This window comes from Mixta mediterraneensis (genome assembly GCF_030283135.1).
Classification (GTDB): domain Bacteria; phylum Pseudomonadota; class Gammaproteobacteria; order Enterobacterales; family Enterobacteriaceae; genus Pantoea; species Pantoea mediterraneensis.
The window spans coordinates 188,239-212,065 of the sequence record NZ_JASUAZ010000003.1 but is presented as its reverse complement, the minus strand read 5'-3'; the positions used below and the strand labels follow the sequence as shown (position 1 = coordinate 212,065).

The 23,827-nt window shown below is 49.2% G+C and carries 27 protein-coding genes and 2 pseudogenes; 3 read left to right on the top strand and 26 right to left on the bottom strand.

Features of this window, described 5'->3' with window-relative positions; genetic code table 11:
- Window positions 1-40: 40 nt before the first annotated feature.
- Both QRY16_RS04190 and QRY16_RS04185 read left to right on the top strand, forming a co-directional pair.
- Complete coding sequence (locus QRY16_RS04190; protein ID WP_193404497.1) at window positions 41-451, top strand: type II toxin-antitoxin system HicB family antitoxin; 411 nt, start codon at window positions 41-43, stop codon at window positions 449-451.
- Window positions 452-496: 45 nt separating this feature from the next.
- Window positions 497-2,461 carry an acyltransferase family protein gene (locus QRY16_RS04185; protein WP_289775749.1) on the top strand — a complete coding sequence of 655 codons (1,965 nt, stop codon included), beginning with the start codon at window positions 497-499 and terminating at the stop codon, window positions 2,459-2,461.
- Window positions 2,462-2,542: 81 nt separating this feature from the next.
- On the opposite strand, the gene QRY16_RS04180 is transcribed toward QRY16_RS04185, so the two are convergent.
- From QRY16_RS04180 to QRY16_RS04075, 22 genes and pseudogenes are all read right to left on the bottom strand, one after another.
- A complete protein-coding gene (locus QRY16_RS04180; protein WP_289775748.1) occupies window positions 2,543-3,535 on the bottom strand; it encodes a phage baseplate protein in 993 nt (330 codons plus the stop codon).
- Between the two features lie 3 nt (window positions 3,536-3,538).
- Window positions 3,539-4,192 (bottom strand): baseplate wedge 1 family protein, encoded by a 654-nt coding sequence (locus QRY16_RS04175; protein WP_193405822.1) that lies wholly within the window; start codon window positions 4,190-4,192, stop codon window positions 3,539-3,541.
- Window positions 4,189-5,376, bottom strand: coding sequence for a baseplate J/gp47 family protein (locus tag QRY16_RS04170; RefSeq protein WP_289775747.1), 1,188 nt, complete (start codon window positions 5,374-5,376; stop codon window positions 4,189-4,191). The genes QRY16_RS04175 and QRY16_RS04170 overlap by 4 nt, the downstream gene beginning before the upstream one ends.
- Window positions 5,369-5,713 carry a contractile injection system sheath initiator gene (locus QRY16_RS04165; protein WP_193405820.1) on the bottom strand — a complete coding sequence of 115 codons (345 nt, stop codon included), beginning with the start codon at window positions 5,711-5,713 and terminating at the stop codon, window positions 5,369-5,371. Before QRY16_RS04165 ends, QRY16_RS04170 begins: the two co-directional genes overlap by 8 nt.
- Window positions 5,710-6,402 carry a Gp138 family membrane-puncturing spike protein gene (locus QRY16_RS04160; protein WP_289775746.1) on the bottom strand — a complete coding sequence of 231 codons (693 nt, stop codon included), beginning with the start codon at window positions 6,400-6,402 and terminating at the stop codon, window positions 5,710-5,712. Before QRY16_RS04160 ends, QRY16_RS04165 begins: the two co-directional genes overlap by 4 nt.
- A gap of 3 nt (window positions 6,403-6,405) precedes the next feature.
- The gene (locus tag QRY16_RS04155) at window positions 6,406-7,221 is read right to left on the bottom strand and encodes a baseplate hub protein (RefSeq protein ID WP_289775745.1); all 816 of its coding nucleotides are present in this window, start codon (window positions 7,219-7,221) and stop codon (window positions 6,406-6,408) included.
- Window positions 7,214-7,507 (bottom strand): phage baseplate plug family protein, encoded by a 294-nt coding sequence (locus QRY16_RS04150; protein ID WP_289775744.1) that lies wholly within the window; start codon window positions 7,505-7,507, stop codon window positions 7,214-7,216. Before QRY16_RS04150 ends, QRY16_RS04155 begins: the two co-directional genes overlap by 8 nt.
- A gap of 5 nt (window positions 7,508-7,512) precedes the next feature.
- On the bottom strand, window positions 7,513-8,022 hold the full coding sequence (locus tag QRY16_RS04145) for a phage baseplate protein (protein ID WP_289775743.1): 510 nt from the start codon (window positions 8,020-8,022) through the stop codon (window positions 7,513-7,515).
- Window positions 8,019-9,695: a hypothetical protein gene (locus QRY16_RS04140; protein WP_289775742.1), complete on the bottom strand. Its 1,677-nt coding sequence runs from the start codon at window positions 9,693-9,695 to the stop codon at window positions 8,019-8,021. The genes QRY16_RS04145 and QRY16_RS04140 overlap by 4 nt, the downstream gene beginning before the upstream one ends.
- Before the next feature lie 82 nt (window positions 9,696-9,777).
- Complete coding sequence (locus QRY16_RS04135; RefSeq protein ID WP_289775741.1) at window positions 9,778-10,245, bottom strand: hypothetical protein; 468 nt, start codon at window positions 10,243-10,245, stop codon at window positions 9,778-9,780.
- 41 nt (window positions 10,246-10,286) lie between these two features.
- Window positions 10,287-10,739, bottom strand: a complete 453-nt coding sequence (locus QRY16_RS04130; protein WP_289775754.1) for a phage tail fiber protein — start codon at window positions 10,737-10,739, stop codon at window positions 10,287-10,289.
- Window positions 10,740-10,749: 10 nt separating this feature from the next.
- Window positions 10,750-12,237, bottom strand: a complete 1,488-nt coding sequence (locus QRY16_RS04125) for a DUF3383 domain-containing protein (protein ID WP_289775740.1) — start codon at window positions 12,235-12,237, stop codon at window positions 10,750-10,752.
- A 13-nt stretch (window positions 12,238-12,250) separates the two neighbouring features.
- The gene (locus QRY16_RS04120) at window positions 12,251-12,766 is read right to left on the bottom strand and encodes a phage gateway protein (RefSeq protein WP_289775739.1); all 516 of its coding nucleotides are present in this window, start codon (window positions 12,764-12,766) and stop codon (window positions 12,251-12,253) included.
- On the bottom strand, window positions 12,763-13,119 hold the full coding sequence (locus QRY16_RS04115; RefSeq protein WP_289775738.1) for a phage collar protein: 357 nt from the start codon (window positions 13,117-13,119) through the stop codon (window positions 12,763-12,765). Before QRY16_RS04115 ends, QRY16_RS04120 begins: the two co-directional genes overlap by 4 nt.
- Window positions 13,119-13,577 carry a hypothetical protein gene (locus QRY16_RS04110; protein WP_289775737.1) on the bottom strand — a complete coding sequence of 153 codons (459 nt, stop codon included), beginning with the start codon at window positions 13,575-13,577 and terminating at the stop codon, window positions 13,119-13,121. Before QRY16_RS04110 ends, QRY16_RS04115 begins: the two co-directional genes overlap by 1 nt.
- The gene (locus tag QRY16_RS04105) at window positions 13,574-14,014 is read right to left on the bottom strand and encodes a DUF4054 domain-containing protein (RefSeq protein WP_160620766.1); all 441 of its coding nucleotides are present in this window, start codon (window positions 14,012-14,014) and stop codon (window positions 13,574-13,576) included. Before QRY16_RS04105 ends, QRY16_RS04110 begins: the two co-directional genes overlap by 4 nt.
- Window positions 14,011-14,355, bottom strand: coding sequence for a hypothetical protein (locus tag QRY16_RS04100; RefSeq protein ID WP_289775736.1), 345 nt, complete (start codon window positions 14,353-14,355; stop codon window positions 14,011-14,013). The genes QRY16_RS04105 and QRY16_RS04100 overlap by 4 nt, the downstream gene beginning before the upstream one ends.
- 41 nt (window positions 14,356-14,396) lie before the next feature.
- Window positions 14,397-15,464 (bottom strand): major capsid family protein, encoded by a 1,068-nt coding sequence (locus tag QRY16_RS04095; protein ID WP_289775735.1) that lies wholly within the window; start codon window positions 15,462-15,464, stop codon window positions 14,397-14,399.
- 1 nt (window position 15,465) lies between these two features.
- Window positions 15,466-15,963, bottom strand: coding sequence for a structural cement protein Gp24 (locus tag QRY16_RS04090; RefSeq protein WP_289775734.1), 498 nt, complete (start codon window positions 15,961-15,963; stop codon window positions 15,466-15,468).
- A complete protein-coding gene (locus tag QRY16_RS04085) occupies window positions 15,963-17,252 on the bottom strand; it encodes a DUF2213 domain-containing protein (protein WP_289775733.1) in 1,290 nt (429 codons plus the stop codon). Before QRY16_RS04085 ends, QRY16_RS04090 begins: the two co-directional genes overlap by 1 nt.
- Window positions 17,249-17,962, bottom strand: a complete 714-nt coding sequence (locus QRY16_RS04080) for a phage head morphogenesis protein (protein ID WP_309249239.1) — start codon at window positions 17,960-17,962, stop codon at window positions 17,249-17,251. The genes QRY16_RS04085 and QRY16_RS04080 overlap by 4 nt, the downstream gene beginning before the upstream one ends.
- Window positions 17,952-18,911, bottom strand: a pseudogene (locus tag QRY16_RS04075) (phage portal protein); the annotation flags it as partial. The pseudogene QRY16_RS04075 and the gene QRY16_RS04080, both read right to left, overlap by 11 nt.
- A gap of 99 nt (window positions 18,912-19,010) precedes the next feature.
- Between QRY16_RS04075 and QRY16_RS04070 the strand changes: the two are divergent.
- Entirely contained in the window at window positions 19,011-20,051 is a 1,041-nt protein-coding gene (locus QRY16_RS04070) for an IS481 family transposase (RefSeq protein ID WP_193403339.1), read from the top strand.
- Window positions 20,052-20,107: 56 nt separating this feature from the next.
- On the opposite strand, the pseudogene QRY16_RS04065 reads toward QRY16_RS04070, so the two are convergent.
- The 4 genes and pseudogenes from QRY16_RS04065 to QRY16_RS04050 form a co-directional block, all read right to left on the bottom strand.
- Window positions 20,108-20,686: pseudogene (locus QRY16_RS04065) on the bottom strand (anti-CBASS protein Acb1 family protein); the annotation flags it as partial.
- A 2-nt stretch (window positions 20,687-20,688) separates the two neighbouring features.
- Window positions 20,689-22,077 (bottom strand): PBSX family phage terminase large subunit, encoded by a 1,389-nt coding sequence (locus QRY16_RS04060; protein WP_289775731.1) that lies wholly within the window; start codon window positions 22,075-22,077, stop codon window positions 20,689-20,691.
- Window positions 22,007-23,047, bottom strand: a complete 1,041-nt coding sequence (locus tag QRY16_RS04055) for a terminase small subunit (protein ID WP_289775730.1) — start codon at window positions 23,045-23,047, stop codon at window positions 22,007-22,009. The genes QRY16_RS04060 and QRY16_RS04055 overlap by 71 nt, the downstream gene beginning before the upstream one ends.
- 88 nt (window positions 23,048-23,135) lie before the next feature.
- The gene (locus QRY16_RS04050) at window positions 23,136-23,753 is read right to left on the bottom strand and encodes an esterase/lipase family protein (RefSeq protein ID WP_289775729.1); all 618 of its coding nucleotides are present in this window, start codon (window positions 23,751-23,753) and stop codon (window positions 23,136-23,138) included.
- Between the last annotated feature and the right edge of the window lie 74 nt (window positions 23,754-23,827).

The following is a 23,827-nucleotide window of genomic DNA, read 5'->3' as shown; positions in this document are numbered from 1 at the left end:
AAACAGGCGGGGCTTTAAGCCCCACCTACTGGAGGTTTAAATGTTATACCCTGTTGCTATTGATAAAGGCGATTCATCCTTCGGCGTTCGCGTACCCGATATTCCAGGCTGCTTCTCTGGCGGCGACAGCTATCAGGATGCGATTGAGAGCGTGCGTGAGGCTATCGACGCACATATCGAATTACTGGTGGAAGATGGCGATGCGGTGCCGGAAGCCACCAGCGTGGAAAACTGGTTGGCCGATCCCGATTATGCGGGGGTAGTGTGGGCGCTGGTTGATGTTGACGTTACCCGGTTGATGGGAAAAGCGGAAAAAATCAACGTAACGCTTCCTTCTTTGCTGATCCGCCGTATTGATCAGTTTGTCGCTGCACATCCTGAATATGGTAGCCGTTCCGGCTTCCTGTCCCGCGTGGCGGCTGATAAAGTGATAGGACGAGAAAAACGTTAAGCCTCGCAAGAGGCCTTATATTAAGTGCATTTATAAGGTAATTTCATGCGTTACCGTTCCGATATTGATGGGTTAAGAGCAATAGCTGTTATCCTTGTACTTATATTCCATGCTGGGAGCGATTTATTCCCATCGGGGTTTATTGGTGTTGACATATTTTTTGTTATTTCAGGATTTTTGATTACAGAAATAATTAGTCGTTCGATTGAAAATAGTTCTTTCTCATTATCAGATTTTTATATTCGGAGGCTATGGAGATTACAGCCAGCTCTAATTTCTGTGGTTATTTTTACTTTAATTTTAGCTTCGATATTCTATCTGCCAGATGATTTTATTAACTATGCAAAAAGTTTAAAATATACAACACAACTCACTTCTAATCAGTACTTCGCAAATGCCACGACAGCATATGCAGCACAAGATAATCAATATCTTTTATTATTGCATACTTGGTCACTATCAATTGAATGGCAATGGTACTTATTTTTACCACTTGGTATTTATTTGCTTCGTAAAAATTTATCAGAGAAATCACTAAAAGTAGTAACAAGTGTTATTACTATATGTATGCTTGCCCTGTCGCTTTATCTTTCAAGTAGATATCAAAATAAAAGTTATTATTTTTTGACGTCTCGTATTTTTGAATTTATGTTTGGTAGTTGTCTTGTTATATTTAATTATGAAAAACTTAGGTTAAATGGAAAAATAACCTCTCTTCTTGGAATTATCTCCTTAGTGGCACTTTTTTATGTGGCATCAAAAAGAAACATTGTAGTTGGCCATCCCAATTATCATGCGGTTATAGTTAGTTTAGCTAGCGCCTTTTTGATTCTTGCTGGAACTTCAGCAACCAGCATTTCAACTAGGTTACTTTCGCTATCACCAATAGTTTTCATAGGGACGATATCATACTCTTTATATCTTTGGCATTGGCCTATTTTTGTTACCGGCAGATATTTAGGTATTGAAGAAAACACAACATTCACAATCACCTGTTTTTTGTTAACACTTTTTCTATCGTATATTTCTTATGTCTTTGTAGAGAAAAAATTCAGAAAAATAAGACTTTCATTGCGGGTGTCGGTTATTACCTTAGCCATAATACCCCTGACATTTTCCACAACCCTATATTCGATGAGTAAAACATTTAATGGTTTCCCATCTCGTTTCGGTGATGGGTATGCCCGCATAGAATCACTTTTGAATGGGGCAAATTCAAAAAGTCGAGAGAAGTGTTTTAACGGTATTATTGATACAAATAATCCGACTTGTAGCATTGGAAATGCTCAATCAAATCGTAAGGCACTACTGATTGGCGACTCAAATTCAAATCATTTTTGGCAATTTTTCGATGTTCTTGGAAAGGATTCGAATATAAACATTATTGCGATTAGTAGTTCAAGTTGCTTAGCACTACCAAAAATACAACAATATCAGTGGGGAACAGCTAATAAACTGAACACAAGTTGTTACGATAGAACCAATCAATATTTCAACAAAATACAATCAGAAAAATATGATTATGTAATAATTGGTGAGTTATGGTCAAACTACCTTAGTAACATTGCACTATCAGACAATAAACGTGCAACTCAAGCAGAGGCCGAAAATGTCATTTTCCAAGCGTTAGATAATGCTGTTAATTTGATTGAAAAATCAGGTTCAAAAGCGGTTTTAGTAAAAGAAATTGCACACATGCCGAATAGGTATATGGAGTGTTTTTATTCACCTTATAAAAACAGAAAACATAACATTGAAACACCATCCCGCTGTAGCTTTGCTAAAACTACGCCAAATCAATTAATTGAAAATATTTTCGTCAAAATTCGGCAAAGCCATCCTGACATAATATTCATCGGCCCAAGTGAAATACAATGCAATAGTGGATTATGCATTGGGAACATTGATGACGTTCCTATCTATCGAGATCAAGGACATCTAACTGATTATGCTTCGTACAAATTAGGAGAGGAATATCTTAAAAAGTATAAAAACCCTTTCATTAAATAAATACACACGTTGTGTAAGTAGTTGTTATCCGTGTGATACTTCAAAGGGAAAAGTCTCGCGCTTTGAAGTATCACTTATCTACTATGCAGTTCTATACCAACCCATAAGTTTTACAAATGAGTTGGTTATACCTAAAGCCGTCCCAGATCCTGTATTTGACGTGGTTCCTGATACTGAGTGGGAATGGGCACCGATACCAACCCAATGATCGTGTGCACCTATGTATAGATTATGCGCATGGGCACCAATCCCGACTATGTGGGTGTGAGCACCGCTAATACTTGTTGTTATATTTGTCCAAACACCTGCAGAACCACCGGAAAAGTGCCTGCTATTAGATGCATTAGAAGCTATACCATTAACGCTGTGGGTATGTTCACCTGTACTGTTTGTTGTCTTAGTCCCATAATCAAAACTATTGGTAGTCTTCCATCCGTAGTCAAACCCTGTAGTTTGTTTGGAACCATAATCAAAGGCGCTGGTATTGGCTGAAAATGAGTGGCCGTGTGCGGGGATATTCCCTACTGCCAGCGTGACCGAATCGGAACCACCCGTTGTCATCACATCGCTGCCATTAGCACTGGCCAGACGAATTGTGCGGTTCTCCCCAATATATTTCCACGTAGTGCCGGGGAAAAGCGCGTTAGGATCTTTGTTCTGCGCAAACCACGTCACTATCCCGACCGGGTACAGCATATCGACAGGGTTTACATCGGCTTTGAATTCTATCCAGCCGCTACCTTTTCCCGGTTCTTCGTTGTTATTTTTTATTCTGGATTGCCACGTTCTCTCGCTGTAGTAAACCTGTGAGCGTATCGGATAAGGTTTACCATCCTCTGACCAGTTAGCAGAGCCGAACTGCTGCATTTCGCCAGTTGCCTCGGTAACATCGTGGAAAAGCGCATTCATCTTCTCACGTTCAATATCCTTCGCAGCCGGATCTGTCGCCTGGTCGCGCTCATAGTCATAGCCGTAGCCCTGAGTGTAAGATACCGAGCCGTCAGCCTGCGTTTCTACGGGCACAGCAGTCCTGTCACCCTGCGCAGCGAAGGGTGTTTTAAACACTTTAGTCATGGTTTAGTTTCCGAAGTTATTTGTGAAGTTTTTACGGTTTTCGCCAAAGCCGAATGCCTGACGGGTGACAATACGGTATTTAGCCCCTACTCCAGAAGGACGTGGAAGCAGGTCAAAATTATCAAGCAGCAGGCGCAACCTTTCATCCGGGTTAAAATTAAACACGTACCAGATGTAAGACATATCGAGGGAATCGAGGACAAATACTTTGCCGTTCTCATCACTGAAAAAGCGCTGAAGAAAGGCGTTGATATTAGTAATTGTCGGGCTTTCCGTCAGGGTGAAATAGCGCATTCTCACCAGCAGACGCTTTTGCGCTGTGGTCAGCGTCAGCGTGTAATCAGCGTTGCGCCTGAAATTGGATTTAAAATTGCGCTTATTAGCGCCGAAACCATAACCGATTTTATTTTTGTCGCTGGGTGGAACATCAATACCCAGCGGCACATCCAGAATGCGCCCCCATACCGCCAGACCAAAATCATTCGCGGTATCGATATTAAACACATCGCGATACCAGTTACGCCAGAACTCCACTGTCGCCCGGTTAAAATACTCAGATTTATAGTGTGCCAGTGCTTTAATATTATCCGAATTTTCATACTGCCACAGAATGGCTTTCAGCAAGTCGGAATGAAAATCAAGGGACTGTATTGTCATAAGATAACCACCTGCACGGCGTTGCGCCTGAGTCTGGCAACGGCGTTTATCTGCACGGGGATCACGTCTGTTGACCAGGTCACGCCATCGGTTGATAGCTCGACCTTCAGCACAAACAATCGCGGTTCAGCCGTATTGACCGCCGCCGCAATTTCAAATGGCGAAACGTCATGCCCGACCGCCAGGCCATCATCAGTATCGGTTTCACCGGCTACCCATTTTTCAACCGCATCGGGAATTAGGGTCTGTGCATCAAAGGGACTTTTGCGCACCGTCACCCGACAAAACACGGTAATTTCCTTTGGCCTGTCAAATTTGACGTTATACACCTGACCGCTGGACGGTTCTGTCACCTCAACCGTTTCACTGCCATTGTACGCGGCCCCCGCTGTTTTAGTGCGTAGCAGGGCAACAGCGATTTCCTCACGCGGCCCGCCATCAACACAAACATAGATACTGTGTTTGACCAGCGGAACGCCATCAATAACCTGATCCGCATCCGTATAGTTTTCACGATACGACAGGGATTCCACACCTTCGATATCGTACAGCGCCGAAGTGATCGCCTCTCCGACACTCACCGTATTTTTGGCGAGCGTATTTCTGCGACGACGCCGGGTACGTATGTCGGATTCCGCTACCCTACCCAGCACCGCATCAGCCGGATTGTTTACGGTTTCCCAGCCAAGAACCGAACTTGCCACCCGGACAAGTCCACCGGCCCCACAGCCTACTGGCCCGGTTTTAACCGAGCGCATATCACCTTTTGTTACCCCATCATTCCCGATAATCAGTACGCTGGTCGTTTCAAACGCATCCCCTGCCTGCGTTTCGGCCAGAGAGCCTTTCGGTATCAGAGTCTGTGGTACGCCTGCAAACTCCACATTCGTCAAAAAAGAATGCGTTGCGGACAGCCGCTGCCCGCCCATCAGCGCCCAGATAGCATCGAGAAAGATCCCCCCGGCTATGTCCGGGTTAATCTGGTTCGCCAGTTCTGCGTTATTGCGGGCGATGGCGTCCCGATTTTCCACTTCCATTGTGACAAGTGCGCCCTGCGGTGTTTCCGGCGACAGGTCAATTTCCTGACCAAAGACATCCCGGAACTCATTTTCAACCTGCTCCCGCAACGTTGAAGTGTCAGGGATGATCACTCCTGTGCTTGCTATAAACTGATAATCAGACATTAAGCGTTATCCTCCCGTAGAGGGTGCTGATCACGGCGGTGTAATGAAGCTCGTTGTTTTCAATCGATGCAGAAAAGGAATCGACTGCCAGAACTTGAGAAATTTCCCGCATACGGTCGCGGAATGCCGCCTCAAACATTGGCAAATCAGCATCGCGGCCAAAGGTGGTTTTCCAGTAAGGTATTCCCTTGTCCATCCTGTGCAGCATTTCACCCCGTAACGCTCTGGCATAGTGCATACAGCAATTTTTCACCGCCGCTTCATCACGAACCAAAGCCAGGTTGCCATCGTTTCCGAGGTAAATATCATTACCTTCATTAACATCAAACGTCATCATACCGGCACCCCACTGTTGCCCGATCCCGGCTGAACACCGGTATGCTGGTGTTCAGCGCCAATATTTTTACCGTTATGTCGCATAGTCCCGCCGTTTGACTCACTGTTACCGTTGGTCTGGTGATTGCCGTTCACCGTCACGTTGCCGTTAAAAATGCTCTCAGCGGCGTTAACTTCAAACACTGGCGTATCCAGTACGCACTTATCGTTATGCAACGCCAGACACACGCTGCCATCCAGCGACTGGATCACCAGCGCATCGATATTTTTGCCATCCACAATCCAGCCTTTAACGCTGTCAGGAAAAAACATCGCATCACTGAATGATTTCAGACGGTGGGTATTAGGCTCATCCTCCAGAACGCCGCGCTGAAAAATTAGACTGATATCGCGGTCATTGGCTTTAAGCCAGCCAAAATCCCCCGGTTTTAGCGGTACACGGATAAAGAACCCGCCGCCGCCAAAGCGGAAAACAGGAATATTATGAACAGGGGCGCGGGCTATCCTCTGCCCTTCAGTTGACACCATCATCACCAGCGGTTTAATCACCGCACGGTTCATGGCATCGTCATAACTGATTACCGTTGCGGGTAACATATCGTCGGTGTTCATCATCAGGTTACGAAAAGCGCCCATAAGCTGCCCTGCCAGACTGGATTCACTGGCGATATCGGTATTCGGTTTATTCATTGGTTAAGCCCGTTTACAGGTGGCCTGATAAAAGAAGGGATCATCGTGTGAAGCGATATCGAACTTTAGTTGTTCGATGATGTAATCACCGTTTAAAGATGGGTTAAATTTACTCTCCAGCCGTAACGTGCCGCCCAAGCTGGATTCACCGTCGATAAGCCAGGTGACATCCAGCCCTTTTTCTGTGGCCTTGGGTAATCCAACCATACCGGTATTCTGGTTGATAATTTTGATTCGCCCGTTGACCGCCCCGGCTTCGTCCTTCACATACAGAACATCATCATCGATAAAGGCTTTAACGCCGCCGCCATCCTGCAACCGCTCGACCTGTTTCAGCTTTGAGCCGCAAAAATACCAGTTAGCAATATTTTTATCCGTGGCCTGAAAATCCAGACGTACACCGCAGTCCCGCGCAATCCCTGCGGATATTTCACTCAGTTTACTCATCGCGCCGGAGGATGTTGCCACGATATCCCGAGCACTGCCGTTACCTGTTTTTGCTTTCAGCGTTAGCGTCACGTCAGGCGGGCTGGAGGGTTCAGCACTGACAATATCACCCACGAAAAGGCGAAATACGCCGGTACTCACCCGCCCGGCTTCCAGTACAAGACGGGAGGACCGCTTGCTTTTGTTATAAGGGCTAGTTTCCGTCAACAGCATATTGCGGGTGGTCGCATTTAGGCCATCAATGCTGACCGTACATTCATTCTGCAACGGATTCGCATACTTGGTGCCGCTTGCCTTTACGCGCATCCCTTCATACCACTGTAGACGCCCGCTGACTTCTACCCCCACCCTGATCCGCCTTAAATCAATCATCCGGCCCCCAGAATACCAGGCTTTGCGTTTTGCCAAATTCCTCATACCAGGGCAGGGCATCGCGTTCTGTGATAAACGCAAAATTACCGACTGAGGCCAGATGGCTATAGGGTATTAAGGGTGCATCGGTCGTCGCTCTGGTTGCCAGCATGACAACCTCATCGTTGCGGCGAATATCACATACCATCATATTTCTCGCGACTTTGATCGTCAGATCCCAGCGGTTATCATCAATGGTAATTTGCAGGCGCTGGTTCGGCACCGGGTTTAACGGTATTTCACGCATCGTGCTTATCCTCCCAGAACCCTGACCAGAACCGATTTTTTCCGTTCTTCGGATACCGATTTTGTCTGTGCACCGCCCCTTTTAACGGTACTGGACTGCAATGGCTTCTGAACTTTTTTGGGCGGTAGATCTCCGTATTCGGGTGTTACACTGCGCCACTCGGTGAACCGTAAAGACAACTGGATAGCATCGGCCATCTCAGCGGTCTCATCGTGGTAGAAATTGACCAGCAGCATAGGCTGGTAGGTTTTGACTCTGGTCTGAATGCCTACCAGCTTGTTTTGTTCCCAGGCTTGTTGCATCAGGCCAAAAGCATTTTTAAGCTCACCGGATAAAATCAGATCCATGCCAATTTCCACGGCCTGCACAACAACATGATCGCTACGGGTTTCCCCTGACTCGACCTGAAAAGTGGTGGCCTTGTGCTCGTCGCGGATATTGATTTTTATCGGGCTGGCGGTTTCAAACAGCGTGGTAAAACTGTCGGTATCGAAGATTTTTACATCAGTGATCATATTGCCAGCCCCGTTTGCGTTTGCTGTCCCAAATCCTGCAACTGTTCCTGCAATGCGTCTTTCGTGCCCGCCGCCATGCCTTTAGCATCGGTTGCTTTGGTTTCAACCTTCACTTCCCCAATATTCAGGGTGGTTTCATTCTTCACGCTAGAACGATTGCTGATCGCCTGGCTGGTCACGGGGTTAAGGGGGTGATTATTCGCCGCTGCAATTTGGGCTTTTCCCTGCTCGACCATATTCTGTGTATCCTGCTGTGGTGAAGGATGTTCAGCTTCAGGAATACGGTGCGTCACCTCTCCCTCAGCGCTGATTTTACGCTCTACGGTGAGTTCTTTTTCATCATCAGCACCAAACCAGCCCGCAACGACTGACCAGCCTTTCTGGATGGTATCCAGACCGCCGCTTATCCAGCCAATCACCTTCTGCACCTGCTTCCACATCCAGGTAAATATGCCGACAACGTCATCCGCCACGTTATCGAAGACGCCCCCGAACTGTGCTCCCCATTTAACCAGACTTTTTATTGACTCCAGCAACCAGCCAATAAACTGGTTCAGGGCATTATTCATTGTGTTGTAAGCATCAACCACTACATCAGCAACGAATTTAGCGGCGATTTTCAGGTACTCAAACAGGGTCTTGAATGCTTCCCACAGCGTCATAATGACCTGTTTAAGCTCAGGATAGGCATCAAGAATTCGCCCGATCATTGAATCATTACCGTCGATAAAATTCATGATGTCGTCGTAAACCAGCGCGAACGCTGCGGCAAGCGCCGCAATGATGGCGATAATAGCGAGTATTGGCCAGGTTGCTGCCAGCGTGGCAGCAGCGGCGGCAAGCATCGGAGGAACGTAGTACGCTGCAACAGCCACACCGATCGCGAGGAAAAAACCGATGATGAGGTTCTTATTTTCCCGGCAAAAAACAACAAATTTACTTAAGAATTCCATGCCCTTAGTCAGGTAAGGCAACACCATTTCGAGGAAGCTGTTTTTTAACAGGCCGGATGATTGCCTGAACCCCTGCATGGCCTGGTTAAAGCGCCGGGACTGTTCAATACTCTCTTTGGTAATGCCAGAGTATTCTTTTTGCAGGCCCATCATGCGTTCCATCTCATGACGGCCTTTCATCATCAACTCAATCGTTTTGTCGTCCGTCGCCCCAAGGTTTGCAAGGTGCGCTTTGGCTTTATCAAAGTTCATCCCCTTTACTTTATCCGCTGTAGCGAGGATTTTCTCCATAGAGTCCGTGGTGCCACCAAAGGCTTTTGCCATTGCCGACAAATCAGCCTGAGCGCTTTCCCTCGCGCCCCCCAGTTCGGCAACTGAACCTGCGAAAGCATCCACATCCGCCGTCGCCACATTGATCTTCTTGCCCAGCTTATCAAGCGCCTCCACTTCCTCCGCGCGTGAAACAGACTCGCTGAAAATGGAAGATACCCCCAACAATACGCCGAGAACCCCAAGGGTTTTCTGGGCTAATGCGGCAACGCTGGTTTCCGTGCCGCTGGCAAAATCACTGACGCTTTTAGCCGCTTTATCGGCTTCATGCTGCGCCTGTTTCATACCATCAATAATATCGTCGGTAGAGCGCTGAACATTTTTAAACGCCGCATCGGCCTGCCGGGTGTCGAATTCAAACACCTGCACAAAGGTATCTAACAGAGACATTATCGGTTTCCTGCGGCGGCGAGCGCCTCGTTATAGCGGTTGGTCACGGCGATTTCCCACAAGTCCATCGCCTCTTCCAGATCTATTGAGGTTTTGAGTTCTGTGAAGCTGGCGAGTTTTTCTGAGATGATGACTGCAAAGAATCCATCAGCATTTTTATAATCGACGGGAGTGAATCGCTGATTTTGCCCAGCAGGTAAGGCAGGAAAGGCAGGAAACCTTTGCTCCCGGCGTTGCCGAAAAAACTGGTGTTGTACCTCAGCATCTCCAGTTCAAGGCGGATCAGCGCTTCACCGTCCGGTACATGGTTATCAATCAGCGTCTGGGTTTTCAGGCAAATTTCTGCACCATCCCGCACGACTGCCACATGAGCCATCATTTTCAGCATGGCTTCTTTACTGATTTCGTAGTCGCCAATTTTAGGTGCGTTCGACAGCGGATATTTTGCCAGGATTTCACGCCCCAACGTGGCGGGCAGACGGCTGATCACAAAGGTATGCATCTCACCATCAACATCTTTAATTTCAATAACTTTCGGCTTAATGAGCATAATGGCCCCAATAAAAAAGGCGGGATGTTCCCGCCTGATAGTTAACGAACGCGCGTACTGTCAAAGTCCTGGAACACAAAGGTATAAGCCTTTGATTTAAGACGCCCACCGCTGGCAGCGGAGTTACCCCGACTACCGTTGGTGATTTTCCCGTTTCGCGCGGTAGTGGTCGCGCCGTCACCGTAGGACGCCACGAGCGTAATAATATCTCCGGCGTGTCTGCGGCCACGTTTCGCCGTATTGGCCTCCAGCAGGATCGCCAGATTCTGATCTTCTTCACTCCCCGGTAGCACATTTATCGTCACAGCCTGCGGGGTTGGGGTTGACCAGGACACCAGATTGCCATTGATATCCATGCCGGTCTGGGCGATATCGACAGCGGGCAGATCGAACGGGTCAGCATCATCGGCGAAAGCCGTTATCAGTATTCCTGCCGGAAAGGTTGTACTGGCCTGAACCAACAGGCTGAGGCCAGTTGCAGATACATCATTCATCATTTAGTCCTTATACCAGGTTGTGCGAGCCTTCGACCTTACGTACCCAGTCGCCTTTACCGTAAATCAGTACGTATTTCATCACGTATTCCGGCAAGCCAGATGGCCCGGTACTTTCAACAATCTGCGCGTTGTACCAGTAGCCCTTGTCCTGAATATCGTGCCACGCTAAATCGTCACCAGACGCATCAGCCACCGCGAGTTTCTGTACATCCGAGAGCGTTTTGCCGGGGAGGATGGTGCCGTTATTCACTGCTTTGGTCACGGCTCCGGCGATAATCATCATTGCCCTGGCCTCACCATCGCGGTTTGCAGGTACGCCGCGCGTCGCCAGCAATAAAGAAAACCATTGCTGTGCAATGTATGCTTTTAACCATTGCTCATTGGCATGAACGCTCATGTCCAGCGGTGCGGTACCCGGCCCGCACAGGAAACCACGCTGGTAAAACGCAATATTTGAACCCGCCACCGCCGTTTCGCCGTAATAGTTGACGCGCAACTTATCCAGGTTGTCGGCATCCAGATCGGCGGTTACCTGTGCCGGGAACGTCACGCCAAACTGACGAAACATATAGTTGGTGGTGGCGTTTGTACGGTCATAGTCTGTTGCCGCCATAACCGCCATCGGTAACGCCTGAGCATAAAAATTATCCTCGGTTTTAAGATTCAGCGCCGTTGACGCTGTACCTATCAACGCCGCGCTAAAAGCCTCCGCATCCGTTGCGGAAATATTCAGATGTAGCTGATATTTCACGTTCTCGCCTGCCACATACTGAGCAAGGACAACGGCCTGTTCGAGCGTCAGTGGGTCGATAAAAGTCGCACTGCCGAATGAATCCGAGATTTTCTCTGCCGCCATAAAGGCTTCTAGCGGAGTTTGTGCGGTATTTCCGGGCAAGGCTTGTCCGCGAGATAACCCCATCGCATCCGCAAGAGCGGAAGACTCAACGTTGATGTTTGCTCGCTCCGGTACCCCGCCACCGAGTTCAAACGTGCCGCTGATAGCGATAAAAGTCACTCTGGCAGAAGCGAACGCTGGTTCAGATTCAGCATTTAGCTTTTGCTGTACGGTCGAGGCAACATCAGCGTAGGACTTGGCCTTAGAAAGATCGATTTCAGTGAGTTCTTTACGAATATTACCGATAGTTACCGTGAGTGTTCCGGTAGTGATCGCCTTCAACTCATCCAGACTGGCCGCATCACCTCCCGAAAGCGTCGGTGCCCGACCGGTTGATACGTAGGATGCTACCTGCAATTCTCGGGGCTTATTGACGGGGGCCGGGCTGGTATAGCTGAAATATTGCCGGGCAAAATTCGCTTCGGGAGAGCTGGCCCCCAGAAACTCATCAATCTGACCGCTGGCGAATTCCAGCACATCACCGGATGGAATTTTTGCGTTTTGAGAGAATATGCGGCCCGTCAGTTTGCGCATCGGTACAGCAGACGCGCCAATGACCGCACTCGCAATGCTGACATAGCGTGTTTGTTTGATTGGCATGGTGAAACCTTAATTAAATGCGGTGAATATCAGGATAAAGCGCTTTTACTGCTGTGGTGTTTGGGAATATTTCGCGGTGGAATGTGACGTTAAAATCAAAAGAGGGGTTCTGTTCATAATCCCCCTTGTCATTGATAAAATAAGGCGTTCGAATGCCAGAAGCACGTTGTACCCCCACACCCTGTTTTTTTAGCGCGTCAACAAAAGGGAGTGAGTTCACTATCATTCGAACCGTGGCAGTCAGGTCGGTCGCTGTAAGTTCACTGGCATCTGATACCAGCCCCTGAACCTGCAACGTTTTTTCCACCAACTGAATTTCTTTGTGATTCGCATCCGTGCCAGCGACATGATAGTTTCGCGCCTGCCATCCGTGGCCTGCCTCGTTGATGGGAAAGAACATAACAAAGCTATCCTCCCTCCCCTGCTTCGTTGACTGAAAACCGGCAACAACAGGTATCGAAAGCCCTGCATTATTCATTTGCGCCAGCATCTGGTGCCGGATGGCGATATAAACTTCGTTATCCGTCATAGTGCCTCAATGCAAAGAACAGACTTCCAGCCGTCCTGCGCGTACCAGTCTGCATCACCGGTGACGTCATAGCGCTTGCCGTTGAACATCAGATAATCCGGTGCATCCCCCCGCTGGATGGCGTGAATATCGTGCGAAGTGTAGAGCCGCCGATAAACTTTGCCGGTCACCAGCCCCATCTCCTGTACATCCTGTGTATCCACCGCCTGCCAGCTACCCGTGACCGGTTCGGGCGGATGGTACTGTACTACCCATTTGCCAAGGTCGTCTAACGTGCGCGAGTTAAACCGATACCAGAGGGCCGTCTGCTGTGGGATCACCCGTGCGGCCACGTTGTAGAGATTGCCAAACATTATTTGTCCTCCACTGTATAAGTGACCGCCTGCAACATCTGTCCGGTATCTACCAGCGGTTTTGTTGAGGCTTTACTTTTGCTGCGTATTCTGGCTCTGCCCCGGATGGTGGATGTATCCAGCGGAGGCGTTGTCAGGGTACGGATGGCATTCTTTACATCCCCCGCAGCTTTGGCTCCGATCTGATTCAACCCATCGTTAAGCGCAATACTGCCTGCAACAGAAGCATTAACGGCTTGCGAGATGAGATTTTTGTAACCAGCGGCATTCTCTGCCATTGCTGGACGCAGGAAAGGCCGGGGCGGGATGCCGCCAGCCGGATACCCAAGTTCCTGAATGGCCGCGACATAAGCAATCGGCGTACCGTCAGGGTATTTACTGTGCTCAAAAAATCCGATCTTCAACTGCTTTTTGTTCAGTTCATCGTAGACCGCTTTCAGCCTGGCAAAATTACTCATCGTCTTAGCCTCCCGCGCATCGGAAACCGGCCACCCACGCTACGAAAGGCGGCACGTTCTCCCATGCCACCGATATAGCGCGGTACACTACAGCGTTTAATCAACGCCAGATATTGCTGGCCGAATGGCGTCAGATTGTACCAGTGTGACCAGTTTGAACTCGTCGGCGGGGCAGCAAATGATACGCTCACTTTATCGATCGTGGCGCTGGTCACCGCCCCAGAAGGGGATTCTCCTTTAGCCGCCATCTGGCGCAGCATCAACATATGTGCAACCACCAGCATCCACAGTTCACTGGTGCAGATCCCCTGACATTCCGAGAAATAACAGGTTGCTGATTTTGCAATAATAAAAAGGTCATCAGCAGGCACATCGTTAAACTGCGGGTAAAGAACACGAAACGCTTCGAGGGGAAAGGTGCCAGCATCCATAATCATTTACCTTTTTTGTTGTTTTTCGGAACCTCTTTATTTTCGGCTTCAAGAGATTCAGGCGTATCTGGCGCTGACAGGTCGCTGGCTTCCATATTCGTCGCCACTTTTTCGGGATCGGCTTTTATTTCTTCAACCGCGATAAACCCATTTTTTTCATGTAGCTGAAAAACATGGTTCTTTCTAAGCAGGACGTACTGCTCGTCGGTAATATCGGTAACACGACCACGCGGGGTGTACATTTGCCTGGTCATGATATTGGCTTTTCCGGCAATAAATACCGCTCCACCCGCTTCCAGTGCGTAATTTTGATCACTGGAAAGCGTGGAATAAACGTAGATAGACATGGGGAATCCTTAAAGATTAAGCCCTCAATTGAGGGCTGTTATCAAAGACCGGTCAGGCGGGTGATCGCCCAGGGGCGGGTGACAATGACACCAGCAGTGGCATTGGTGGCATCTTCCAGATAGCCCTTGATCTGATTCTCAGACCCCAGCAACTGGTATTTCACCGGCACAACCTGCAAAATTGTTGCACTGGTTGCGGTAGAACCATCATCCACGCTATCGGCAAACATATAGGCAATATTTGCCCCGCCATTCGCACCTTTGAATTCGGGTGAAAAGACCTGCCGCATATTGGGATAGTTGTTGTTGATCCACTCTTTGACGGTTTCACCTTTGGCGACCGGGTTCGCTTTACCTAACGCCGAACGGAACCCCAGCGGAAGCGTCAGCGTGATAGGCATATCGTCGCGGATAATGCCACCAGAGTTCGTTTCGAGACGTGAGAACATATCGGTAATGTCCTTCGTAATCTCGTCGAACGTGGCCGTCAGCCAGGGCTTGGTTGCAGTTTCATAAGCCGGGAGGTTCGGATCGTTTAACAACCCAAAAACACGGGTAGTCGGGCTGTTAAAACCCTGATAGCCGACTCGTTCACGCCCCTGCTCCAGTGACTCAGTAGCAGCAACGCGTTTTTCTGCTGCCGCCTCGAAACCCGCCGCCGACTGTCGAGCCTCCTCCAGCTTACCGACCTGGAAACCTTGCTCAAAACGCACAATGCCGCGACGTTCCTGAGCCTGCGCATAGGAAGCCAGCGGGATATTGGTGTGGTCACCGTACAGTTCTGGTTTGCCTACCGGCATTGCCACGTTCAGGATGAACTCTTCATCGTGCCACTCACCCGCGTTCATTACCCCGGTAATTTCATCCAGAACACGAACACGGGTCGCCGTGCGGATAAGACCCGGTAAAACATGTTGCAGCATTTCACGATGAATAAGACCACCGCTTACCGCTGGGCCGGTTAACGCGGAGTCCATCGCCGCCAGACCACCAAAGCCAAGTTGCCCCAGCTCATTGTATGTCCACTTCTGATTGGGCTTAATATTCAGCGGCCCGCGTCTGCGGATCTCGCGGCCCGACATATAAAATTTTTCTTTGCTCAGAGCCATATCAGGCATCTCCAGTTGGTGCAGGGGTTGGGTACGGGATCTCGGTCAGGCGAACAAGACAGAGATGGGGTGTTTCAGCAGAACCAACGTGGCGTGATACAAAGCCAATCGCTTTGTCCCCGGCGTCCAGTGTGGCTTTAGCGGTCAGTTCACCATCAGCGTTAAACACCACCGGCATGTTAATTGCGCCAGCGGATTCGGTAACTTCGACGTATACCTCCCCCATAGTGAGAAACTCACCCTGAGTCCCGTTGCGGGCATATTCTGTCTCGATACGATACGCTTTCGGGTTAATCATGATCCCCGCAAACGCCCCATTACCGCCTGGCTGCACAGATTCAACACTGGCGTCTTTGTAGGTATAGGCCAGACCAAAAAGATTCTTTTTTTCATCGGCTGAGTCCAGAACGGCACTGGTGGCGCGAAGTGGGCCAAAGTGGCTGACTTCACCGACTACGCCGGAGATCATGCCGTTTGCTATAGATTTCGGAATTGCCATTATTTATCGCCCCATTTATCTAAAATTGACTGGTTGCTGACAGCCTTATCCATCGCAACAGACGGCTTTTGAGAATCCGGTACTCGCCCCTGCATCCACGCATCAAGCGCAATAGCCTCAGTGCCTTTACCACACTGGATACCCAGCTTTTCAACGCCATATTCAGCGACCTGTTGCGCCGTCATGGGCGCATGATCGAACACACCAACAAATGGCGTTAACTTCCGCGCCAGTTCATCACGGGCACCGATTTGTTTCAGCAACGCACCGGTATCCATTGTCGGTTTACTTTTCTCCAGCTTTGCCACCTTGCGTTTCAGCGCGGCGATGGTGTCAACCGTGCCAATACTTCTGCGCAGGCGTTTAAGCCGACGACTGAGACTGTCAGTAGTAGCCTGGTCGAGATGCTCTTTCGCCTCCTCGATAGCCGATTCTGCCGACTCGATAGCCGTTTCAGCGTTTTCGATAGCGGTAGGCTCCCCGGTTTCTGCTGCCTCCGATGCTGCCTCCGCCGCTTCTACCGCCGCCTCCGCGCCTTCTTCTGCCGCTGCTGCCCCTTCGGCTGCTGCTGCCGGATCAACGGGGTCAGCAGGGTCTGCGGGTGCAGTCGGATCGGGATCGTCCGTAGTTGGCTTACCCGCCGCCAGCGCTGCCACAACAATCTGTTTGATTTGCTCAACCTGTTCGGGGGTAAAACCACCGTCATCAGTTGTGGGCTTGTTTTTGTCATCATCTGGATTCATGCGAATGAGTTCCTTGGTATCTATGGTTATAACGTGATCCTGCACGGAGACATCGGGGCCGGTTCGCCCCTCATCCACCAGCGCAAGGTGGTTTGCTCTGATATGCCGCTGAACAGCGTCATAGGGCTGACCGTTGAAATTGCCAGGGGTGAAGTCATAGCGGCATCGATAGCCGGGCGATAAATCTATTTTCCCGCTGCTGATATTGCTCAGTGCGGAGTCGGACAGAATTTTGATGTTTCCCCGTAAGTAGGGGTAATCGAACCAGATATTTTCACCAATGACGCCCTGTATCCCTTTTTTCTCAGCAGGGGTGGCGTCTTTACCCAGCATTTCGTGCTCATCAATGAAGGGCATCAGCCGGAAAGAGTTAATCGTATCGATGCTACGTAGCTCCTCCTCCGGCCGATAGACACGATAGATACGGCCGGGGTCAGGGGCATTAATCTCAGCCCCCAGATAATCAAAAACTCCAACTTTTGAGAGGGGGTTGTCTTTTACTTCCAGCCAGCCATTGAGGTCATACGTTCGTTTAGTTTCGTTCATGAGGTGTCACCAAAATCTACAACCGGCGTCCAGAAGCATTTGCAGTTGGGTAACGTACCGGGTAGGCCACGCTGACCGGTTTTTTCATCAATAACAGGAGGGTTATCCAGATCGAACGTCTGGCCGTCTAACCTGAGATGCAGTTCTCTGGGTTCAGCGCTACCAGCTGAGTGTTGCCAGACCGCTTTACGGATACCGGCTGATTTCATCCGCTCATAGTTAGATGCTGTGGTGATTTTCCGGCTCTGATCCACAGCGATAAACTGCGCCCGTTTTTCTGTCACCGTGCCGGTTTGCCTGATTTCATCGAGAAGGGTTTTGGCTCCCTCGCCTGGGTGGCTGACGGATCGCAGCGCAGCGCCTTCAATCCTGCGATGAAACTGTTCAGGAATGGTTTTAATCAGCGCGACGTTCTCTGCGGTGGCAGCGGTTAGACGTTCTTTCATCTCACCCGGCATATCAGGCGTTTTTATTGTCACCCCCCCGGATAGCGTTTTTAGTGAATCGTCCAGGTTGCGTTGCGCGGCCAGATCGGTCTGGGAAACAAACTTATCCGCTATTTCTGCCGCTTTTTTGTTGAAAATACCGTCCCATTTACGTTTCAGGCGGTTCAGCCAGATACGGGTCTGGCTGGCAACGCTGGCATCCATACCAACCGGCGCAACGTCGTCATTCAGTTGGGTAAAGGTTGCCTGATAGTCAGCTATCATCTGGCGCACCAGTTGCGACATAGCCTGGCTGTAGCGCGTTGCCGGGGCGGCTGGATAAGCCAGCGGTTTCCCCTTCATTACCGCCTGACGAGATGCCGCCCATTGCGCCCGTTTGTCCCGGAATCTGATTTTCTTCTTCATCGGTCATGTCCAGCCCGTAGTAACTCGACTCTTTATCCGCCGCCAACTTTTTACGAATGTCGTAGCCGTCAATGGCTCCGGCTGTAGCATATGCAGAGGCTGTTTGTGCCTGCTTCAGTTCAATATCGGCATATTCTGCTGCGGTCGGGCTATCCAGCGGTTTCCAGTTGATACTGACCTCAACAACAGGCAGGCCCGCGCTACGCAACAACATATCGAAATGGCGCTGTAACAGTTCTTCAAGGTCGTTCGACTGAATACTCTCCAGTTCCTCGCGATAGCTGGCTTCCTCGTACTCCCCCGTGGCGTTAAAACCTTTCGGTGTAGTGCCAAGAAGTTTTGTGGCCGGAACATTCGCACCCGCCGCGACCAGTTGATATTGCGTCATAATGGTGGCATCGAGATCGGCCAGTGAGGTATCAAACTGCTGCACGGTATCCTGACTTCCGGTAACGTGAACGCCGTAGTTGTCACGCATTTCAATGAAATAGGCCATATTCTCGCTGACGGTCGCTTTATCTGCGCTTTCCAGATCGCTGATACCCATCGTCAACAAACGCTTGGTCATCGCCAGTTCAGGGGCTTCGTTAGCTGTACGCTCTGAGGCGTAAACGCGCTCGTAGATGCGCTCAGGCACGGATACGCCAAAATAGTTGTAGGTAGGCTTGAGTACATTCGGTACCGGGAAGGGCACGAATTTAACAAAATGCGATTTATGGTACCGGCGACCGGCAATCACGTAATACGTGGGTTCGTAAAAATCCAGCCCTGCCGGATCTTGCAGATTGGCCTCCGTCAGTTCAGGTGTATTAGTCGCGACTTGATCTGACACTGGACCTTGAAAGGTTGAGAGTTACCGGTTTTGATATGGGTGTCTAATCCTTATACAAAACACGAGGTAACTCTCATGCTTCATACTAACAATCCCATCATCAAACACAAAGCCGGCCTGCTCAATCTGGCCGAAGAACTCGGTAACGTATCAAAAGCCTGTAAAATCATGGGGGTGTCACGCGACACATTCTACCGCTACCAGGAGCTAGCTGAAGAAGGCGGCATTGACGCGCTGGTTAATCAAAACCGTCGGGTACCCAACCTGAAGAATCGGGCCGATGAAGCCACTGAACGGGCGGTTGTTGAGTACGCCGTTGAGTTCCCGGCCCACGGTCAGCACCGGACCAGTAATGAGCTGCGTAAAAAAGGCGTGTTTATCTCCGGCAGCGGCGTGCGCTCCATCTGGCAACGACATGACCTGGAGAACTTCCGTAAGCGGCTGAAGGCGCTTACGGAAAAGGTCGCCAGAGAAGGCATTGTGCTTACCGATGCTCAAATCGCCGCACTGGAGAAGAAGGTGCACGATGACGAAGCCTGCGGTGAAATCGAAACGGCTCACCCGGGTTATCTGGGGTCGCAGGACACCTTCTACGTTGGGAATCTGAAAGGCGTTGGCCGCATCTACCAGCAGACGTTCGTGGATACGTACTCGAAAATGGCTCACTGCAAGCTGTATACGAGTAAAACGCCGATCACTGCAGCCGACCTGCTTAATGATCGGGTACTGCCGTTCTATGAGGCTCAGGGGCTGCCGATGCTGAGAATACTGACCGACAGGGGCACAGAGTACTGCGGTAAAGTAGAGCAACATGATTATCAGCTGTATCTGGCCATCAACGATATCGACCATACGAAAACGAAAGCGATGTCCCCGCAGACGAACGGTATCTGCGAGCGCTTCCATAAAACCATTTTGCAGGAGTTTTATCAGGTTACGTTCCGCAAGAAGCTATATGCAGACCTGGAGAGCCTGCAAATGGATCTGGACAACTGGTTGTGGCATTACAATAATGAGCGAACTCATCAGGGGAAAATGTGCTGCGGGCGTACGCCAATGGCCACGTTACTTGATGGAAAACGGGTCTGGGCAGAAAAGAATCTGAACCAGATTTAATCTGACAGACACCTGTATAAATAACCGGTAACTGTCAGATCAGGTCTGAGCTAGTACAGTTCAGGCGTCACCCACTGCGGGTCGATCTGCTTGATACCCTTGTAACTTCCTCTGACCACACCATCGATGTTAAAGGGGTTTTCATACCGCTCTTTGGGGTTTGAAGTCTCAACGACAAACAGCGCCAGACGACCACCATATACGCGACCAAAATGGATCAACTCTTTCATCGCCTGATTGATGCGGTATTTTTTGCTGCGTTTTATGAGCAATTTAGCGACATCTTTATCGTCGCAGTCCAGGTCATAGCCCTGCCGGATAGCATCACGTGCGGGCATATTACACGCCTTATCCACCAGCCAGTGTTTGGCTATCACCGCGCACATGTTGTTGCCGATAAAGCCCTGACTGGCGTACCACATGGCCTGTGCTTCGGGAACACCATAAACATTCCCACCTTTGAATGCAGGCACGGAACCATCGATGGAGTCCATCGCCACACCGCTAATAACAGGTTGCGGTAAGTCCAGACCGTTAAATCCCTCCGAACGCGCCAGTGCGGGGTAAAGCTGAGTAGTGAACGCCGACCGTTTAACCGGCGCTACCTGATTTTTACGCCTCTTAAACGGCCACATAGTTACCTCTTGGTTGTAAAGAATCCGCCACGCTTCACTGGCGCAAACGCCTCTATAAAAGCATCGGCAATATTCGGAGATGGCACATCACGCTTCGCCAAATCTTTTTTGCTTTCTACCTTCACACGTCCGTTATTATCAAAATCACGCTTTGGCGTTGACAACTCAAATTTAAGCTGCTCAAGAAAAGGGCAATCAGAGGAAATACTGATCAATTCATCATCAGTAAAGCTTTCGCCTTTCTCGCCCCGCTTAACTGCATTCACCGCATTGTAAGTATTGCGGAAACGGTCAGCCACCAGCCACCAGGATTGCGCTTTCAAATTAGAAAAAAAGTCTTTGTTCTTTATCTTTGTCTGATACTCACGATCCGGTTCATGCACCGCATCACCTGCGTTAAATTTATGATAAATAACTTTCGCTTTATGTTCAGTATTCAACTCAGCAAACTTTGCTCCGGCACTGGCACCAACACCAATGCTATCGTAAGTAATTTCCGAATCGTATTTTCTCGCCACCTGCCAGGTTCTGGAGCAGCTTTTTAATAATTCGTCTTCCTTCCCTTTCCACTCATCAGCCCACAATGCCACTGAGCCATGCGCGTACACGTTGGCACACTTATCAGCACCATCATCAGCAATATCGAAACCAACACGGTGCTTACCGGCTGGCGCAAAGCCCAGCACCTTGTGCGCATCAATCGCGGCCTCAATCCACGACAGTTTGATCACCGCCGCATCATCATCCATGCGGAGCACACCGAGATACACATGTTCAAAGGCATCTTCATCACGCGCCTTAGCTGCGGCGATAACCTTTTTAATCGTTTCGCTGAGAAAGGGGTTTTCGTCGAAATTAATTTTTCGTACCAGCGTATCTTCCGGTGGATTAACCACGAAATGTCGCCAGACAAAATCTGTTACTAGTCCGGGGTTAAAAATAAACCAGCACTCTGATCCCTCTTTACGAATGGTCGGCTCTAACACCTCCCATTGTGCAGGCGTCATAGCGTGGGCCTCTTCGTTCCAGAGCACGTCTACCGATTCCAGCGACTTTATTTCGCCAATATGTCGCCACAGGCCATAGAAAATAAACTCACTGCCCGTAAAGCGATTGATGATTTTATTCTCAAGGACGCGAAAGCGGTGGCGTAAGCCAAAACGCTCTATCTGAATTTTCAGCAGTGCATAAACCGATTCTTCGATTTTATTCTGGATTTGGCGAGTACACAGGAAACGCAGACGGTAATTATCCGCCAGAAATATAGCAAACCCGGCAGCATCCCAGGATTTAGAAGAAGTGCGGCCACCGTAAAGAACCTTATTCCTCGCTTTCGTCGTCCAGAACGGCTTCAGTGCCGGATTGAGGCTTGGCTTTTCCAAGGTCGGCATAAAAATCTTCCAGCCCTTTCGGGGTATTGTCGTCCTGGTTGTTCAAATCAAGTTTGGTGATCAACTGAATAAGCATTTGCCGCGCCGCTTTTTTATCTTCGGTGATCACTTCTATGCCGTTTTTGGTTTGCTTCACACCAAGCAGGAAGTGACGGTCTGGCCCATCAAGATCACGGGTGTCAGAAATGAAAATATCGCCGCTTCCTTCGCCGTAGCATCTTGGACAATCAGGGTTAGGGTCAGCATTCTCGATGAAGCCCAGCCCGCCATACTCTGGTTCGGCCTTTCCATCCTTCATGTTTTTTTCAGCCGCACAGTCGAATTCCTGAATATCCCGCCACTGGTACAAATGGTTCTCACCCCAGCAGTAACGACAGTTAAGACGGCGATATTGCGTCAGTGCGTTAGGGTCGGCTTTGGTGATCGACACTAACTGATCGACAATTTCATCCAGGTCAGCGGTGTAGCGCTTTCTTATCCGGTTTTTTAGTTCGCGGATAGCGCAGGCAATATTGGGTTTTCTATACAGACGACTCGCTTCGACATAGGCCGTTTTTTTGTTGTCGCGGTAACCGGCAAATCGGTATCCCCCTATCCTGCTGTTGGTCTTGACACAACCCCAGGCAAAGAGCGCTTCTTTCTCGGTTAATCCGAACTCATCAGGATCCAGCGCCAGATCGATATCGTCATGGTGCATTATTCCAGCGGTTGAAACCTGTTCCCTTTTAGGCGACCGTTCACCCATATTCTGTGATTGTTTTGGAGCTGATTTTTTTTTGGGCATAACTTTTTTTGCCCCGTTTTTTTGCCCCGCTTTTGTCCCTGCCCCTTTTGCCCTTATCCAGCCCTTTTTACCGGCCATATAGCACAGGGCTTTTATCGTGATTCCGTACTTATCCGCCACAGCCTGGAGGGAAAGCACACCAGCACAGAAATCACGCTCGATTGCTTTCTCATCCGGCTTGCTCATCAATCACTGTCCTGTTGTTTCTCCCGCCTCAGCAATTATCGTCAGGCAGTGGCCAGTTTTAGCTGACCACTGCCTGTCAAAATGGCAGTTAATTGCCAGAGCCTAACGTGGATAATATATGCTCGAATACTTCCTGTGAGCTCAGTAAGTCATTGTGCTTCATTGAAGAAACCTCAATATTATCTGCACCGGAAAGCTTCGTGCTTGTAGGAGGAGAAATCTGCTCATCTCCCGGAGACCAGATGGTTGTGTACTTCGTTGGGGCAGGTGTTTCTGTATCCTCATTCAGGTGTGATATAACCCAGGAATCTGGAGTCATATCTTTACATCCCTGGTCCCATATAGCACACAGATAGCCGAGAGCTGTTCCGTGATTTGGTCCAGCTAACGAAATCCAGTTACGCACGATATCTTTACCACCATCAAACTTAATATACCAGCGGCTGGGAAGTGACCCCAGAGAATGGGCGACAATATCAACTTTTTTTTCGCCGGTTTGCTGAAGCACACCTTTGACATACTCTTTGAACTTAGCAGAGAGGACTTCATTGGTTGACTGCGTGGTGTCATAATTCCATCCAAATAACATATTTTCAGAATAACCGTTATTTATCAGGAATTGATTTAACTCCCCCCACACACCGGAATCAGTATTTCGCCCATGAACAAGCACAACAGGTGGTTTTTCCAATGAAAAATCAGACATATATTTACCTTTTAAATAAATTAAAAATGAAGCACACACTTCAATTAGCTGAAATATTTATCATGTTATTAGTA